This window comes from Caulobacter hibisci (assembly GCF_016135805.1).
Lineage (GTDB): Bacteria > Pseudomonadota > Alphaproteobacteria > Caulobacterales > Caulobacteraceae > Caulobacter > Caulobacter hibisci.
The window spans coordinates 1-16,308 of sequence record NZ_JADWOX010000006.1; the positions used below are offsets into that span (position 1 = coordinate 1).

The 16,308-nt window shown below is 69.7% G+C and carries 15 protein-coding genes and 1 tRNA gene; 4 read left to right on the top strand and 12 right to left on the bottom strand.

Translation table 11 applies throughout. The features are described from left to right. The first annotated feature begins 50 nt into the window (after positions 1-50). A tRNA-Met gene (locus I4Q42_RS10245) sits at positions 51-127 on the top strand. 124 nt (positions 128-251) lie between these two features. Continuing rightward, positions 252-719, top strand: a complete 468-nt coding sequence (locus tag I4Q42_RS10250) for a MarR family winged helix-turn-helix transcriptional regulator (protein ID WP_198575979.1) — start codon at positions 252-254, stop codon at positions 717-719. Between the two features lie 134 nt (positions 720-853). Here I4Q42_RS10250 and I4Q42_RS26355 read toward each other — a convergent pair whose 3' ends face one another. From I4Q42_RS26355 to glgB, 12 genes are all read right to left on the bottom strand, one after another. Continuing rightward, the gene (locus I4Q42_RS26355) at positions 854-1,039 is read right to left on the bottom strand and encodes a S1/P1 nuclease (protein ID WP_198575980.1); all 186 of its coding nucleotides are present in this window, start codon (positions 1,037-1,039) and stop codon (positions 854-856) included. A 79-nt stretch (positions 1,040-1,118) separates the two neighbouring features. Next, positions 1,119-1,388: a S1/P1 nuclease gene (locus I4Q42_RS26360; protein WP_198575981.1), complete on the bottom strand. Its 270-nt coding sequence runs from the start codon at positions 1,386-1,388 to the stop codon at positions 1,119-1,121. A gap of 73 nt (positions 1,389-1,461) precedes the next feature. Further along, the gene (locus I4Q42_RS26365) at positions 1,462-1,587 is read right to left on the bottom strand and encodes a hypothetical protein (protein ID WP_269816479.1); all 126 of its coding nucleotides are present in this window, start codon (positions 1,585-1,587) and stop codon (positions 1,462-1,464) included. 9 nt (positions 1,588-1,596) lie between these two features. Beyond that, positions 1,597-2,718 carry a DNA polymerase IV gene (gene dinB, locus I4Q42_RS10265; protein ID WP_198575982.1) on the bottom strand — a complete coding sequence of 374 codons (1,122 nt, stop codon included), beginning with the start codon at positions 2,716-2,718 and terminating at the stop codon, positions 1,597-1,599. Between the two features lie 38 nt (positions 2,719-2,756). After that, entirely contained in the window at positions 2,757-3,083 is a 327-nt protein-coding gene (locus I4Q42_RS10270) for a hypothetical protein (protein WP_198575983.1), read from the bottom strand. A gap of 2 nt (positions 3,084-3,085) precedes the next feature. Further along, entirely contained in the window at positions 3,086-3,322 is a 237-nt protein-coding gene (locus tag I4Q42_RS10275) for a hypothetical protein (RefSeq protein ID WP_198575984.1), read from the bottom strand. Positions 3,323-3,386: 64 nt separating this feature from the next. Continuing rightward, positions 3,387-3,740: a hypothetical protein gene (locus I4Q42_RS10280; RefSeq protein WP_198575985.1), complete on the bottom strand. Its 354-nt coding sequence runs from the start codon at positions 3,738-3,740 to the stop codon at positions 3,387-3,389. 79 nt (positions 3,741-3,819) lie between these two features. Further along, positions 3,820-6,309, bottom strand: coding sequence for a malto-oligosyltrehalose synthase (treY, locus tag I4Q42_RS10285; protein ID WP_198575986.1), 2,490 nt, complete (start codon positions 6,307-6,309; stop codon positions 3,820-3,822). Next, a complete protein-coding gene (locus I4Q42_RS10290) occupies positions 6,306-8,255 on the bottom strand; it encodes a 4-alpha-glucanotransferase (RefSeq protein ID WP_198575987.1) in 1,950 nt (649 codons plus the stop codon). Before I4Q42_RS10290 ends, treY begins: the two co-directional genes overlap by 4 nt. Continuing rightward, on the bottom strand, positions 8,252-9,979 hold the full coding sequence (gene treZ, locus I4Q42_RS10295; protein ID WP_232793049.1) for a malto-oligosyltrehalose trehalohydrolase: 1,728 nt from the start codon (positions 9,977-9,979) through the stop codon (positions 8,252-8,254). Before treZ ends, I4Q42_RS10290 begins: the two co-directional genes overlap by 4 nt. Positions 9,980-9,981: 2 nt before the next feature. Beyond that, entirely contained in the window at positions 9,982-12,084 is a 2,103-nt protein-coding gene (glgX, locus tag I4Q42_RS10300) for a glycogen debranching protein GlgX (RefSeq protein WP_198575989.1), read from the bottom strand. Then, complete coding sequence (gene glgB, locus I4Q42_RS10305) at positions 12,081-14,225, bottom strand: 1,4-alpha-glucan branching protein GlgB (RefSeq protein ID WP_408611066.1); 2,145 nt, start codon at positions 14,223-14,225, stop codon at positions 12,081-12,083. Before glgB ends, glgX begins: the two co-directional genes overlap by 4 nt. 208 nt (positions 14,226-14,433) lie before the next feature. Between glgB and glgA the strand changes: the two genes are divergently transcribed. Further along, complete coding sequence (gene glgA / locus I4Q42_RS10310; protein ID WP_198575991.1) at positions 14,434-16,080, top strand: glycogen synthase GlgA; 1,647 nt, start codon at positions 14,434-14,436, stop codon at positions 16,078-16,080. Then, a complete protein-coding gene (locus I4Q42_RS10315) occupies positions 16,077-16,304 on the top strand; it encodes a hypothetical protein (protein ID WP_198575992.1) in 228 nt (75 codons plus the stop codon). The genes glgA and I4Q42_RS10315 overlap by 4 nt, the downstream gene beginning before the upstream one ends. Positions 16,305-16,308: the final 4 nt, after the last annotated feature.

The window sequence follows — 16,308 nt, forward strand, 5'->3', positions numbered from 1 at the left end:
CTCAAGCAAAGTCCAAAGTCCAGAACCCTACCTACGATACATACCTCTGCCGCGGGGTGGAGCGGCCCGGTAGCTCGTCAGGCTCATAACCTGAAGGTCACAGGTTCAAATCCTGTCCCCGCACCCAAATTCTGCAAATGGCCCCCGCATTCCGGGGGCCATTTGTCGTTTCAGACCACGTAATCTTCCCGCGCGAGGTTTTTGTTGCTAAGGAAAGTTGCGTTGCCGGCTTGGAGCGCCGGAGTCCGAAGATGTCCATCGACCTACCTCTGTCGCCGTTAGGCGACCATCTTGAGTATTGGCTGCGCTCGGTTTCCAACTATGCCTCTCATGCCTTGGGCCAACGCTTGCAGGCCGAGGGCGTAACGACCGCCGAATGGTCAGTCCTGCGCGAACTCTACGACGTCGCGTTCCTTAGCCCCACCCGGCTGGCCAAACGTCTGGGGTTGTCGGTTAGCGCGATCACCAAACTAGCCGATCGCCTCACGGCGAAGAACCTGGTGGCGCGCGAAGAGGACGAAGATCACGGGCGACGGCAGCGCCTGGTGCTCACGGCTCACGGGCGCGCTTTGGTGCCGGCGCTTGCCGCGCATGCGCACGCCAACGAGGTTTCGCTCTTTGAGCATATCTCTTTGGAGGACCAATCTCGCCTGAAGCGCCTGCTCATTGATATTCTCGAACGCCGCGCCGCGGGCGGACGCGCAGATAACGCTCCGTAGCGGAGTTTGACCGTCGGCGGGGCGCTTTGGGTTCAGAGTGGCGGGCTTTTGCGCGCCGCTAAGCGCGGCTTTGCCGGTCGCCGCGTCCGGACCCAGGGTGTCGACCACGACGCTGTCCCAATAGCTGTGCAGGTTCACCGTGCGCGGTCCGCCCAGGGCCAGGGGCACGCAGTTACCGCCCTTGTCGGGATTGTCGCGTGCAGCGGCTGATGCAGGTCGCCGACCAGATGCAGCACGAGCTTGAAGGCGATCAGCCGTTCGGCCGGATCCGTGGCCGGGTCGGCCAGCTCGCTCTCGAAGGCCTCCAGCTTGCCGACCACGCAGTCTTCCGCCGGTCCCTGTCTGGCCCGTCCGTGCGGATCGGGAAAACCGTGACAGGCCCCGGCGAGGTCCTGATGATCAAATCGGGTTGTTCACGAAATGCCAGCTGGCGGTGTCCTTGCGCTGCGCGCGCCAGGCGTCGGCCCACGAGGCCCGCGCGGCCAGGTCCTGCGTGGTCAGGGGATCGGCGTCGCTGGCCAGGATGGCGTCGACGGCGGCGGCCTTGGGCGTCAGATAGCCGCGCGCGATGTCGGCGACCACGGCGTGACCGGTCCGGCCCCAGGCCAGGGCCGAGGTCGGGACCAGCAGCAGCGAGACAAAACCCGCGGCGAAGGCGCGTGCTGGCAAGACGCGAGGCGTGGCGAATCCGTTAAGAAGACAGGCCGCTGATGCGCCCTGGCGCGCTGGGCCGCAACCATCCCTATGGCGCGCGCAGCACGGCGATGACCGTCAGGACGCCAGCGCCGGCCAAGCCCACGGCCAGCGCCAGGCTCACCCAGCCGGCGGGCGTCAGCAGTTGGGCGGTGGGACGGCGTCTGGGGGACATGAAGCAACCTTAAGCGGGGCAGGGCGTCTTGGCGACGGGGCATGTGACGGACAGGTCGTCCAGCGACAGGCCCATCTGCTCGGCCTTCAGAGACACCGCCTGCTCGAAATTGGACAGGGTCACCCCGACGAGGCGGACGCCCAGTCGTGGCGGGAAGACCGAGCGGATCAGCCCCAAGCTGGCGCTGGCGAGGGTCTGTGCGTCGGTGATAGGCGCAGGCAACGAGCGGCTGCGGGTGGCCTGCTGGAAGTCGGTCCATTTGATCTTGACCGTCACGGTGCGGGCCCGTGCGCCGGTCTTCTCGCACCAGGCCCAGACCTTGTCGGTCAGGGTCTGGACCTCCGCCTCGATGGCCAGGGGATCGGTCAGGTCGCTGTCGAAGGTGGTCTCCGAGCCCGAGGACTTGCGCACGCGGTCGGGATTGACCCGCCGGTGATCCTCACCCCGGGCGATTGCGTAGTACCAGGGGCCCGATTTGCCGAAGTGCTGCTGCAGGAAGACGAGGCTCTGGCGATGCAGGTCTTCGCCGGTGTGAATACCCAGGCGCTTCATCTTGGTCTCGGTGACCTGGCCCACGCCGTAGAACCGGCCGATCGGCAGGGTCTGGACGAAGGCCTCGCCCTTGCCCGGCGCCACCACGAACTGGCCATTGGGCTTCCTTTGATCCGAGGCGAGTTTGGCCAGGAACTTGTTGTAGGACACGCCCGCCGAAGCGGTCAGGCCCGTGGTTTGCAGGATGCGGGCGCGGATCTCGCGGGCGGTGTCGGTGGCCGTGGCGATGTTGCGCCGGTTCTCGGTGACGTCGAGATAGGCCTCATCGAGCGATAGCGGTTCGATCAGGTCGGTATAGTCGGCGAAGATCGCGTGGATCTGGCGCGACACGGCCTTGTAGACCTCAAACCGGGGCGGCACGAAAATCAACTGCGGGCATTGGCGCAGCGCCGTGGTCGAGGGCATGGCCGAGCGCACGCCAAACTGCCGGGCCTCATAGCTGGCCGCCGCCACCACGCCGCGCCGCGCGCCGTGTCCGACCGCCACGGGCTTGCCCTTCAGATGGGGGTTATCGCGCTGCTCGACCGACGCATAGAAGGCGTCCATGTCGATGTGGATGATCTTGCGCGGGGCGGTCATGACGACTTCCGTCTAGCATGTCTGGAACGGAACGAGAACTACGCCTGACCAAGGTTGGCGAACCAGTCCGCGTAAGGCGTATTGCAGGCCATGTGGCGATTGAGATCCCGCGCGCCGTCGTCCCACCAGACGGGGCCGCGCTCGCCCAAGGCGATCTTGGCCGCGTCGACGCGGGCCCGGGCGGACTTGAGGGCCTCTGCGTCTTTGCCCTTCAGGGCCTCGCGAACGGCCCGGCGGCCGGCCATCAACGCGGTGACCAGATCTTGGCGGGCGGCGTCCGAGAGGCGCGGATCGGAGGTCCGCCATAGCCGCCCGCGCACGACAAAATAGCGCCCGTCGGGGGTGACCGGATAAGCGCTCGCCATGGCTACGAGGCGCTGCAGCGGAAGACCGCATCGCCGCCCTGACGGCGCGCGAAGCTGGCGGCCTTCTTGAACCTGGCGCAGTGGGCGACCGCCAGCGGCAGGGCGTCGCCTGGGGCCATGGCCATCACCGTCACGCCGTCGGCGTCGCCGCGCATCCGGTCGCGGGTCAGGATCTGCATGGGCGAGGCGCAGGCGGCCAGCAGCAAGAGCAAAGCGAGGCCGGTGTGGTGGGCGCGCATGACTGATCAACGCCCCGGAGACGTGATCGGGCGCAAGAGAGGCGGCTCGCGCGTCGCGCCAGGGTCAGCTGACGACGCGGAGGCGAGCGACCGTATAGGCGGGAACGAGCGCCAGGGGTTCGCGCTCCCCGGCCGCGGAGGCCAGCCAGCGCGCGAGGGGCCTTAAGCCTACGGGCGCACGAAAGGCCCGACCGTCCTTGGAAACCGCGATCGACGGGGCGTCGTCGCCCTGGAACTCGATGTCGAGGTCGAGCGCCCGCGGCGCGCCGCCCGTCTTGGCCGGGGCCCAGTCGATGCTGCTGGGTCCCAGCCGGCTTGGCCGATCCAGAACCAGTCGCTCGGGCGCATAGCCGGCGCCGCGCAAGGCGGCGATCGCCAGAAACAGCTTTTCCTCGTAGTCGATGGCAAGTTTGCCCATAGCGCCCCTCCCCAGAAGCCTGGCCATGGCGCCGGGGAACGGGCTTTGTGTCAACCGCACTCGCCCGCGGCGGAGCGTCTCAGTCGGCCGACCACCAGAACGGCTCTCCCGCGGTGACCTCGCCCAGGCGGCGGCCGTCGGGCATCGCGGTGTCGGCCCACCAGGACGACTCGATGGTGGGGGCGGCGCTCTTCATGCATGCCGAGGCGCCGCGCAGCGCCGCCACAACCAAAAGCCGGCCGGTCCGGCCGATCCGCTCGAACGCCAGCACCCTGCCGGCCTGGCTCCCCTGCAGGCTCACCACGCTCACCGGGGCCTCGAAAAGGTCAGGTCGCGCGCGACGCGCCCCCAGCAGTCGCGCGATCAAAGCCTGCTTGCGCGCTCCGGCGCGCCAGTTCGAGGGCGGCGATCCCGCCTCCAGGGCTTGCTGCCGCGCCGCGTAGTCCACCGGACGGCGATTGTCTGGATCGACCAGGCTGAAATCCCAGAACTCCGCGCCCTGGAAGAGATCGGGCACGCCGGGCAGGGTCAGCTTCAGGCCGGTCTGAACCAAGCTGTTGGCCACGCCGGCCGGGGCGATGGCGTCGACAAAGTCGGCGCAGGACGTCCTGAAGCGCGCGTCTTGGCCGGTCAGCAGCCCTCGCAGATAGGTCTCGCAGGCGGTCTCGTAAGCCTCGTCGGGCAGCGTCCACGAGGTGCGAAGCTTGGCCTCGCGCAGGGCCTTGCGTTGCCAGTCGGCCAGGCGGTCGGCGAAGGCGGCCAGACCCGCGGCGTCATCGGCGTCGAGATCCAGGGGCCAGGCGCCGACGATCATCTGATGGAGCTTGTGCGCATCGCCGGGATCGACGCCGGCCAACGGAACATCGTCGAGCCAGGCCCGGGCTTGCTCGGCCCAGCGGTCGGGGATTTCGCTGAGCACGGCCAGGCGCGCGCGCACGTCCTCGCCGCGCTTGTGATCGTGGGTGGCGGTGGCCAGCAGGCTGTTGGGGAAGGCCTTCCCGCGCGCGGCCGCGAGGTCCGCGAACGCCGCCGGCGAGGTTGAGAACCGCCCCGGATCGAAGCCGACGTCGTTGCGCGAGAGCAGGCGGCCGTAGCGATAGAACGCCGTATCCTCCACGGCCTTGGCCGCCACCGGCGCGCTGAGTTGCTCGAACCGCCGGATCGCTTCGGCCCGCAAGTCGGCGGGAGCTTCACCTTGGCCGGACAGCCAGCGGCCGATCTGGTCGAGCGCGGCGCCGGACGCCGGCTCGGCGGCCTTGGCCTTGGCCAGCGCCGCTTCCGGAGCCAGCCCGGTGTCGGCGGCATAGGTGCGATAGACCCCGAACGCGACGATCAGCGCCGTCAGGGCCCGCCGCAAGGCCGGCAACGTCACGTCGCGCGTGGCCAGGTCGCGGACCGCCAGCCGATGGAACGCCGTCGCCGCGGCGTCCAGTTGGCCCGCGAAGTCGCGCGTCAGGATCTCGCGTCGCGCCGCGTGCTCTTCGACCTCGAACTCGGCCGGACGGCCGCTGATGCTCGTCCAGAGCCGGGCCAGGGGCGCGGCGCCGGCGGGATCGTGCTGCAAGGCCGAGATCTCGTTCATGACCTCATAGCCGGTCGTGCCGTCCACGCCCCAATCGCGCGACAAGGCCTCGCCCGCGCCGAGAATCTTCTCGATGACCAGCCAGGGCGTGCGTTGCGGGTCGGCGGCCTTGAGCGCCTGCCGCAGCCGTCGGCAATAGGCGGGCGGATCGGCCAAGCCGTCGACGTGGTCGACCCGCAGGCCGTCGATCAGGCCGTCTTGATAGAGCCGCAGAGGCAGAGCGTGGACGGCGTCGAACACCGCCGGGTCTTCGATCCGCAGGCCGGCCAGCTCGGTGATGTCGAAGAACCGCCGCCAGTTGATGGCGTCCCCGGCCGTGCGCCACCAGGCCAGGCGATAGTGCTGGCGCTCGAGCAATTCGTGCAGGCCGGCGGGGTCATAGGCCTGGGCCAGGTCTTGCCCGGCGACATCCTCCACCCGGGCGGCGCCGACGGCGGCGAGGACCTGCGCGTAGTCTTCGGATCGCAGCGGGAAGCGGTGAGCCTCGTGGGCGAGCACGGAAAGACGGCCTCGCTCGGACTCGACGTCCAGCCGCAGATCGCCTGCCGCGAGCGCCTCGCCATAGGGCTTGCCGAGGAACGGGGCCAGGATCTTGCCCGCCAGTTCGGGATCGCTCGGGCTCCAGTCGATGTCGAAATAGCGCGCGAAGGGACTTTCCTGGCCCTTTTCCAGCACGTCCAGCCACCAGGCGTTGTCGTCGCCGCCGACGGCTACGTGGTTGGGGACGATGTCGAGCACCAGGCCAAGGCCCTGCGCGCGCAGCGCCGAGACCAGGGCGCGGAAGCCCGGCTCGCCGCCCAAGGCGGGGTTGATCGTCGCCGGATCGACCACGTCGTAGCCATGGGTCGATCCGCGTCGCGCCGTGGCGATCGGCGAGGCGTAGAGATGACTGATCCCCAGCTTGGCCCAATAGGGCGCCAGGGCGGCTGCGTCAGCGAAGGTGAAGCCGGCGTGGAACTGGACGCGGTAGGTGGCGGTGGGGATCATCGGGGTCTCTGAGCGTTCAGCCGCGCCAGGCGCCCGGCGACGATCGGTTGCGACAACAGGGCTTGCGCCGCAGCGGGGAGGCGCCGCCGCCAATTGGGGTGCACCTCGACCACGCCGGGCAGGTTGGGCGCCTCGTCCAGGCCCAGCAGGTCCTCGATCGGGATCAGGGCCAGTTCGCACGGCGTCTGAGCGACCCAGGCCAGGGCCGCATCGACGGCGGCGTCTGGCGTCTCGATGTCCGGCGCGGGGCCGTCGGCGACGCCGGCTTCCACGGCCGTTTCCCAGAAGGCTTGGCGATCCTCGGCGCGGTCGGCCTGTTCGGCGGCGCGGTCTCCCGGAGCGTCCAGCCGCTCGCGCCAAGCGATGTCGCGCCCGCGCCACCAGCCGGCCGTGGGCGACAGGTCGTGGGTGCTGGTCATGGCCACGGCCAAGGGATCCCAGTCCGACGGCGGCTTGAACGCGCCGCTCGCCGTGCGCTCGAACGGCAGGACGCGCATGCCCAGCAGGCCGCGTTCGGCCAGGCTGGCGCGCAGGCCTTCGGGCACGACGCCCAGGTCCTCGCCGATGATCACGGCCCCGGCGCGGCGCGATTCCAGCGCGATCAGGTTCAACAGGTCGTCGAGGGGGTAGCGTAGATAGGCCCCGTGGTCGGCGGGGGCGCCGTCGGGCACCACCCACAACCGGCCCAGGCCCAGGGCGTGATCGATGCGCAGGCCGCCGGCATGACGCAGCGCCGCGCGGATGGTGGCCAGAAACGGCGCGTAGCCGGACCCCCGCAGCGCCCCCGGCGAGAAGCTGGTGATGCCCCAGCCCTGGCCGGCCGCCTGGAAGGCGTCGGGCGGCGCGCCGAGCGTCAGGCCGTTCATCAGGTCCTGGGGACGGCGCCAGGCATGGGAGCCGCCGGGGTCCAGCCCCACGGCCAGGTCGGAAATCAGGCCCAGACCCATGCCGGCGGCCTTGGCCTCGGCCTGGGCGCGTTCGAGGCCAAGATCGGCCAGCCACTGGGCGAACAGGAAGAAGCCGACCCGTTCGCTGAGGCCGAGGGCGTCGGCGGCGGCCTCGGCGCCGGCGGGGTCGCGGAACGGGGCGGGCCAGCGTCGCCAGGCGCCGGGGCCCAACGTCGGCGCGAAGTGCTCGTCTAGGGCTTCAAACAGGGCGTGGCGTCGCAACTCGACGCCGCCAGCGGCGATGAAGTCGTCCAGGCGCGGATCGCCCGCAAACGCCTGGTAGGCGCCGGCGAGGCGGGCCAATCTGGCGGCCGCGGCGACAGGCCAGTCGATCAGGTCGGGCCCGGCGGGTTCGAGCGGCGCGGCGCCGCCAGGATCGGCGAACAGCAGGTTCAGGTGGTCGCGGCTCGACGGTGAGTAGGGACTGCAGCGGCCCGGCGCGCTGGGAAAAAGCGCGTGGGTCGGGCTGATCGCCAGGGCGTCGGCGCCGACCGCTCCGGCGGCCCTGGCCACGGCCGCCAGCCCGGTGAAGTCGCCAAAATCGCCGCCTTCGCGCGAGGCGTAGAGCTGAAGACCCAGGCCCCAGGCGCGGCGGCCCAGGCGGTCGCGCGGCGTCAGGCCGCGGGGCGGACAGACCGCCACGGTGATGCGGCGGTCGTCGAGCTCCAATGTGTGATAGCCGGGTTCCTCGATGCTGAACGCCAGCGTCCCGTCGGCCGTGGCGACGTCCAGGCGGCGACCATCCTCGAACAAGACCGCGCCATGCCTGTCGCGGCTGCGCACGGTGATCGACGCGCCGGCCTGCGACACCAGAAAGTCCGCCGGGGCGCGCGCGACGGCGGCGGTCCCCGCGCTCGGCGCTTGGGGATCATACCCCAGGGCGGTGAGGACCGCCCGGATCGTCTCGTCGCCGACCTGGCGGGCCTGGCCGTCGAAATCGACCCAGTCGATGATGATCCCAGCCTCTTGCGCCAGGGCAGCAAGCCGATCCTGGCTCATGCGCCGTCCTCTAGCCAGGCGGCGAAGGACGCCGGCGCCAGCCGGCCCTCGGCCGGCTCTCGACCGACAACCGCGAGCGGCGGCCCTTCCGGGGCCTGGGGCAGCACGACCGCGTCCTCGCCGAGATTGATCGCCAGAGTGTAGGTCTTGGCCTCGAGGCGCCAGCGCGCGAGCACCGCCTTTGGGCCGACGGCGGTCGCGCCCAGGCTGACGGCTGCATCGAGATAGGCCGCGAGATGTTCACGCCTTAGCCGCAGCAGATGGCCGACGAGCTCGCGCCAGGCGTCGGCGTTTTGCCCCGGCGCGGGGCGCGAGGCGTCGAAGGTGGTCAGGGCGTTCGGATCGGGGATGGCCTCGCGGGCCCGGGGATCGGCGAAGGCGGGAAACTTGGCGAACTCGCGGCGCCGGCCTTCGCGCACGGCGTCGGCAAGCGTGTCATGAAAGTCGGTGAAGAACAGGAACGGGCTGGTCGAGCCGTCCTCCTCGCCCATGAACAGCATCGGGATCTGTGGCGCGAGCAGCAGCAGGCCCATGGCCGCGCGCAGGCGCTCGGGCGCGACCAGCGTGGTCAGCCGCTCGCCCAGGGCGCGGTTGCCGACCTGGTCGTGGTTCTGCAGGAAGGAGACGAAGGCCGTCGGGGGCAAGTGGCCGCTGGGTCGGCCGCGAGGTCTGCCGTCGTGGTTGGGCGAGCCCTCGCCCTGATAGATGAAGCCCTCGGCCAGGCAGCGGGCCAGGCGCTCGGCCGGGGCTTGGGCGAAATCCTGGTAGTACGCGCCCGTCTCGCCGGTCAGCAGCACGTGCACGACGTTGTGGAAGTCGTCGTTCCATTGAGCGTCGAAGAGGCCGGCCAAGCGCTCGGCGTCGTTGTTCTCGTTCTCCAGGACAAGGTGGATCTGGCGGCCAGGCGTGGCCGCGCGGATCTCGGCGGCCATCGCGTCCAGGAAGCCGTTGTCGCCGATCGCGTGGACAGCGTCGAAGCGCAGGCCGTCAAAACGGAATTCGGTCAGCCAGTAGAGGGCGTTGTCGATGAAGAACCTGGCCACGGGCGGGCGGTGAAAGGCGATGGCCTCGCCCCAGGGCGTCTTGGTCTGGGCGTCGAAGAATTCCGGCGCGTAGGCCGGCAGATAGTTTCCGTCGGGCCCGAAGTGATTATAGACCACGTCGAGCAGCACCATCATGCGCAGGCCGTGGGCGCGGTCGATCAGCGCCTTCAGCTCGTCCGACGATCCATAGGCAGGGTTCGGGACGTAGGGAAGCACCCCATCATAGCCCCAGTTTCGGCCCCCCGAGACGGCGTTGATCGGCATCAGCTGCAGCGCCGTGACGCCCAGTTGCGCCAACTGAGGCAGACGTTCGGCCACACCGGAGAAGCCGCCCAGCAATCCGGCATGGGCTTCGTAAAGCACCGTTTCGGACCATGACCGACCCGGCCAGTCGTCGTGGCGCCAGCGATAGCTGTCGGGGGCGACCAGCACGCTCCACCCATGGACATCGCTGGCCTGCGCGCGGGCGGCCGGGTCGGGCACGGCCAGGTCCTCGCTCACGCGGAAGCGATAGCGCGCGCCGGGCGCGGCGGCGGCGTCGAGGCTGAACCATCCTTCGCCGGCCGGGGTCATCGGCTCGGCCGGCGCGTCGTTCAGCTCAAGACCGATCTGCGCGCAGCCCGGCGCCCAGAGCCGGAACCGCACCTGGCCATCGGCCAGCCACAGCGGGCCGAACGCCATGCTCACGCCACGACCCCCACGGCGCGCAGGACGACCGCGGCCCCGCCGGGCGCCTGCAGGGTCTCGCCCACCGGGCCGGGCGTCGCGTCAGGCTCGGCGCTGTCGATCAGCCGCTCGAACACCAGCCCCTCGCCCGGGAGGATGAAGGTCAGGGGTTCGGCCGCGCCGTTCAGCGCCAGGGCGACGAGCTCCAGCTCGCCGCCGGGGAGCCGGCGCGCGCGGCGCATGAGCAGCGCGCGGCCCTCAGGGTTCTGCCAATCCTCGGGCGACAGGCGCAGGCCGCGCTCGTCGAACCATTCGATGTCCAGCACGCCCGGCGCGACCTCGTCCTGTCCGTAAAGGAAGGCGCCCGCCCGCAGCAGGGGGTGGGCCTTGCGCAGGGCGATCAGGCGGGCGGTGAACGCGGTCAGCGCCTGGGCTTCAGGGCTTGCGGCGGCCGTCCAGTCGAACCAACTGATCGCGTTGTCCTGGCAGTAGGCGTTGTTGTTGCCGTCCTGGGTGCGGCCGAACTCGTCGCCGCCCAGCAGCATCGGCGTGCCCAGCGAGGTCATGAGGGTGGTCAGCATCGAGCGGCGCACGCGGTCGCGCGTCGCCTGGATGGAAGCATCCTCGGTCGGTCCCTCCGCGCCCCAGTTTCGCGAATAGTTCTCGCTGTGGCCGTCCTGGCCGTTCTCGCCATTGGCCTCGTTGTGGCGGCCGTCATAGCTGACCACGTCGTTGAGGGTCATGCCGTCGTGGGCGGTCAGCATGTTGACGCTGGCCCAGGGGCGGCGGGCGCGACGGTCGAAGAGATCGCCCGAGCCCGACAGGCGGGCGGCCAAATCCGGACGCTGGCCGGCGTCGCCGCGCCAGAAGCGGCGGCTGGTGTCACGAAACTTGTCGTTCCATTCGGCGAAGCTCGGCGGATGCTGGCCCAGCTGGTAGCCGCCCGGCCCGATGTCCCAGGGCTCGGAGATCAGCTTCAGCCGGCCCAGCACCGGGTCCTGCCGCAGCACGTCGAAAAACGCCGCGCCCGGCGAGAAGCCATCGTCGCCCTCGCGGCCCAGGGTCACGCCCAGATCGAAGCGGAAGCCGTCGATCCGGAAGGACTGGGCCCAATACCGCAGGCTGTCGGCGACCATCTGGATCACCCGGGCCGAGGCCATATTCAGGCTGTTGCCGGTGCCGGTGTCGTTGATGCAGTGGCGTCGATTGTCGGCCAGCAGCCGGTAGTAGGTGGCGTTGTCGAGGCCGCGAAGCGACAGGGTGGGGCCCATCTCGCTGCCTTCGGCGGTGTGGTTATAGACCACGTCGAGGATCACCTCGATGCCGCTGGCGTGCAGCCGCCGCACCGCCAGGCGAAACTCGTCGGCGCTGCCGCTGGCCAGATAGCGGGCTTCGGGCGCGAAGAACGCCAGGGTGTTGTAGCCCCAGTAATTGGAAAGGCCCTTTTCCTGAAGGAAGCGGTCCTGGGTGAAGGCGTGCACCGGCATCAGCTCCAGGGCCGTGACGCCCAGGCGGCGCAGATGGTCGATGACCTTGGGGTGCGACAGCGCCGCGAACGTGCCGCGCTCGGGTGGGCTGACCTCTTCGAGCAGCGCCGTCAGCCCCTTGACGTGGGCCTCGTAGATCACCGTCTCGGACCAGGGCGTGTTGGGGCGACGGTCGCCGTCCCAGTCGAAGGCGTCGGCCGTGACGACGGACTTGGGCATGGCCGGGGCGCTGTCACGGCGATCGAAGGACAGATCGCCGCGCGGCGAGCCGACATGGTAGCCGTGAAGGGCGTCGGTCCATTTCAGGGAGCCGGCCAGACGCCGCGCATAGGGGTCCAGCAACAGCTTGTTGGGATTGAACCGATGGCCCTGTTCGGGGGCGTAGGCGCCGTAGGCGCGGAAGCCGTAGAGCTGGCCAGGGCGAGCGTGGGGCAGGTAGCCGTGCCAGACCTCGTCGGTGCATTCGGGCAGGGGAAAGCGGGCCAGCTCCTTGCGGCCGGAGGGGTCGAACAGGCAAAGATCGATGCGCTCGGCATTGGCCGAGAACACCGCGAAATTGACGCCCAGGCCGTCAAAGGTCGCGCCGAGCGGGTAGGGGGAACCGGCGTCAAGACGTTCGGGAAGCGTGGTCAAGCTTGGGATCCTTCGTGGCGGAGGAAGACCGCGGCCAGCGGCGGCAGGGTCAGTTCGATCGTTTCGGCGCCGCCACGCGAAGAGCTCGTCACCCCGCCCTGGTTGCCCAGGTCGCCGCCGCCGTAGAGCGCCGCGTCGGTGTTGAGGATTTCGGCCCAGCGTCCGGAGAGCGGAACCGGAACCGATCGGCCGTGGCGAGGCTCGGGCGTCATGTTGACCGCGACGATGATCGGCGCGCCGCCGTGGAACGAGCGGCGCTCGAACAGGAACACGCCGTCCTGGTCGTGGTTCTCGGCGATCCAGGAAAAGCCGCGCGCGTCCGCGTCGGTATGGTGCAGGGCGCCCTCGGCGCGGTAGACGCGGTTGAGGTCGCCGACCAGGCGCTGCAGGCCGCCGTGGTCGGCGTCCTCCGCCAGCGCCCAGTCCAGTTCCTTGTCGTGGTTCCACTCGCGCCACTGGCCGATCTCGCCGCCCATGAACAGCAGCTTCTTTCCTGGATGGGCCCACATCAGCGCCAGCAGGGCGCGCAGGTTGGCGAACTGGCGCCAGCGGTCGCCCGGCATCTTGGAGATCAGCGACCCCTTGCCGTGCACGACCTCGTCGTGGCTGAGCGGCAGGATGAAGCGTTCGGAAAAGGCGTAGCTCAGGCCAAAGCCGATGTCGCCGCCATGCCAGCCGCGATGGACGGGATCGCGCTCGATGTAGCGCAGGGTGTCGTTCATCCACCCCATGTTCCACTTGTAGGAGAAGCCCAGGCCGCCCTCGCCGACCGCAGCGGTCACGCCCGGCCATGCCGTCGATTCCTCGGCGATGGTGATGGCCGACGGAAAGCGCTGGGCGACTTCGCCATTCAGCCGGCGCAGGAAGGCGATCGACTCCAGGTTCTCGCGACCGCCGTGGATGTTGGGCGTCCATTCGCCCGCCTTGCGGCTGTAGTCGCGATAGAGCATCGAGGCCACCGCATCGACGCGCAGGCCGTCGATGTGGAACCGATCGAGCCAGTGCAGGGCCGAGGCGATCAGGAAGGTAGAAACCTCCTGGCGACCCAGATTGTAGATCAGGGTGTTCCAGTCGGGGTGGAAGCCCTCGCGCGGATCGGCATGCTCGTAGAGGGCCGTGCCGTCGAAGCGCTCCAGCCCGTGGCCGTCGTTGGGGAAGTGGGCCGGCACCCAGTCGAGGATCACGCCCAGGCCCGCCTGGTGGCAGCGGTCGACGAACCGGGCCAGGGCCTCGGGAGCGCCGTAGCGCGCGGTGGGGGCGAACTGGCCTAGCGGCTGGTAGCCCCAGGAGCCGCCGAACGGATGCTCCATGATCGGCATCAGCTGCAGATGGGTGAAGCCCAGCCCCGTCACATAGGGGATCAGGTGGTCGGCCAGGGCGTCCCAATCGTGGAAGGCCCGCCCGTCCCAGGGGCGCTTCCACGATCCGGCGTGCACCTCATAGATGCTGATGGGCGCGCCGGGGTGATGACGCTGGGCGCGTGCGGCCATCCAGGCGTCGTCGTTCCAGGCGTGGTCGAGCAGTGGCGCGACGACGGAGGCCGTAGCCGGCGGGGCCTCGCTGGCTCGGGCCATCGGATCGGCCTTTCGCCGCACCACGCCGTCGGCGCCGTGGATCTCGAACTTGTAGCGCGCGCCCGGTTCCAGGCGCGGCACGAAGATTTCCCAGACGCCCGCGTCATGGCGCAGGCGCATGGGATGGCGGTCGCCGCGCCAGCTGTTGAAGTCTCCGACCAGACTCACGCGGCGCGCGTTCGGAGCCCAGACGCTGAAGGCCACGCCCTGGACTCCCTCGAGTTGTCGTGGAACCGCGCCCAGGCGCTCGGCCAGGCGCAGGGGCTCGCCGCCGATGATCTTGGCGAGGTCTTCGTCGGACAGAACGGGTCCGAAGCCATAGACGTCCTCGGTCTCCTGCGGGCCATCGGGCCACAGGATGCGCAGGTCGTGGGCCGAACCACTCTTGACCACGCCTTCGAAGAGGCCGGGGGCGATCTCGCGGAGCGTCGCCACGCGACGTCGGGTCTTGCGGCCGATCACCTCCACGGCCGCGGCGCCGGGCTGGTAGGTGCGCACCATCTCCCCGTGACGCCCGAGGAATCCGAACGGGTCGGACGCCCAAGACCCCGTATCGTCGAACCCCACCCGCCGCCTCCGGTTTGCTGCAGGTGCACAACGGGCAGGCGTTCGATCTGTGCCGTGGCGAAGAAAAAATAATCATCGGAACTCTTGGCCGCGCACGCGGTTTTCCGCACATCTCCAAGGAGTTCGAGGCGATGACGGTCGGGGCGTGTCGAGGTTTTGTGTGCGGTAGCGAACATTTCTCGCCGCCTGCCGGCGACGGCGCACGGCGATGAGCGGCCTCGAAGTCCTCTCCGTCGCCTCCGAAATCTTTCCGCTGATCAAGACCGGTGGTCTCGCCGACGTCACCGGCGCCCTGCCGCTGGCGCTGGCGCGGGAGGGCGTCCACGTCACGACCCTGGTTCCCGGCTATCCGGCGGTGATGGCCGCGCTGGAGCCATCGGAACCGGTTCATCGCTTCGCCAGCCTGATGGGCGGCCCCGCGCGCCTGCTCAGGGGCCGGGCGGGGGCGCTGGATCTGTTGGTGATCGACGCCCCTCATCTCTATGACCGCCCTGGCAATCCCTATCTCCAGGCGCCAGGCGTGGAGTGGGTCGACAACGGCCCACGCTTCGCCGCCCTGGCCAAGGTCGCCGCCGATCTGGGGTTGGGCCTGCTGGCCGACTACAGGCCCGGCGTCATCCAGGCGCACGACTGGCACGCGGGGCTGACGCCGGCCTATCTGCACTATGCGCGGCGCAAGGACCGACGCCTCAAGGCGCCCCCGGTCGTGCTGTCGATCCACAACCTAGCCTTCCAAGGCATCTTCCCGGCCCAACTGCTGGACACGCTGGGCCTGCCGCCGGAAGCCCTGGCGATCGACGGCGTGGAATACTGGGGCGACATCGGCTTCCTCAAGGCCGGCATCCAGTTCGCCGACCAGGTCACGACCGTGTCGCCCAGCTACGCCGCCGAGATCATCGGGGACGACGGCGGCATGGGCCTGGGAGGGCTGCTGAAGTCGCGCGCCAAGCGCTTGATCGGCATCCTCAACGGCATCGACGACGAGGTCTGGAACCCTGAAACCGATCCGGCTATCAGCGCCCGCTACACGGCCGCCACGATCGAGCAGCGCGCGATCAACAAGCTGGCGCTGCAGGCCAGGTTCGGACTGCGGCCCGATCCGGAGGCGCCGCTGTTTGGGATCGCCAGCCGTCTGACCGACCAGAAGGGCGTCGACCTTCTGCTGGGCGCCCTGCCGGTGCTGTTCGCCGAAGGGGCCCAACTGATCGTCTGTGGCCAGGGCGAGCCGCGCTACGAGGCCGCCTTCGCCGAGGCGGCCGAGCGCTATCCCGGCGCCATGGGCCGCTTCCTCGGTTACCGGGAAGATCTCGCGCACCTGCTTCAAGCCGGAGCCGATGCGATCCTGGCGCCGTCGCGCTTCGAGCCGTGCGGCCTCACTCAGCTTTGCGCCATGCGCTACGGCGCGGTGCCGGTCGTCTCGCGCACCGGGGGCCTGTCGGACACCATCATCGACGCCAACACCGCCGGAATCGCGCGCTCTGCGGCGACGGGCGTTCAGTTCGCGCCGCCCACCCAGGACATGCTGGAGGACGCCATCCGGCGCACCTGCGCCCTCTACCGGGATCCGGCGAGCTGGCGGCGGGTGCAACTCAACGCCATGGCCTCCGACAGTTCCTGGCGGGTCTCGGCGGCCGAATATGCGGCGCTGTTTCGCAGGTTGTCGTCGCGTTCGGCGACCCGTCCCGCCAACGATGTCGCCGCCAAGCCGGCGCCTGAGGGCGAGCCGCGCAGCTTTGCCGGCTACGGCGTCGGCGCGCCCGACAAGCCCAAAGCCACGGCGCGCGCGCCCTCTCGACGCGCGCTTGCCCGCGCCCAAGCCGCGTCCGCCGCGCAGAGATGTGCAGGAGAGACATGACGGTCGAAGAACTCGTTGACCTTTTGCAGGGCTTCGATCCAAGGGCGGTCGTCCTCATCCCCATGCGGTCGGGTCGGGGTGAACGTTGCGTGCCTGTCGTCGAAGCCGCGCCGGTCGCCGGCAGTCATTTTGCGAACGGCGCTGTCCGTTTGTGCTCGTTTCCCACGGTGCTCATGGCGGCGGACCAAGATCTCGCGGACTGGCGACCGGGTCTGGCGGACTGAGGGG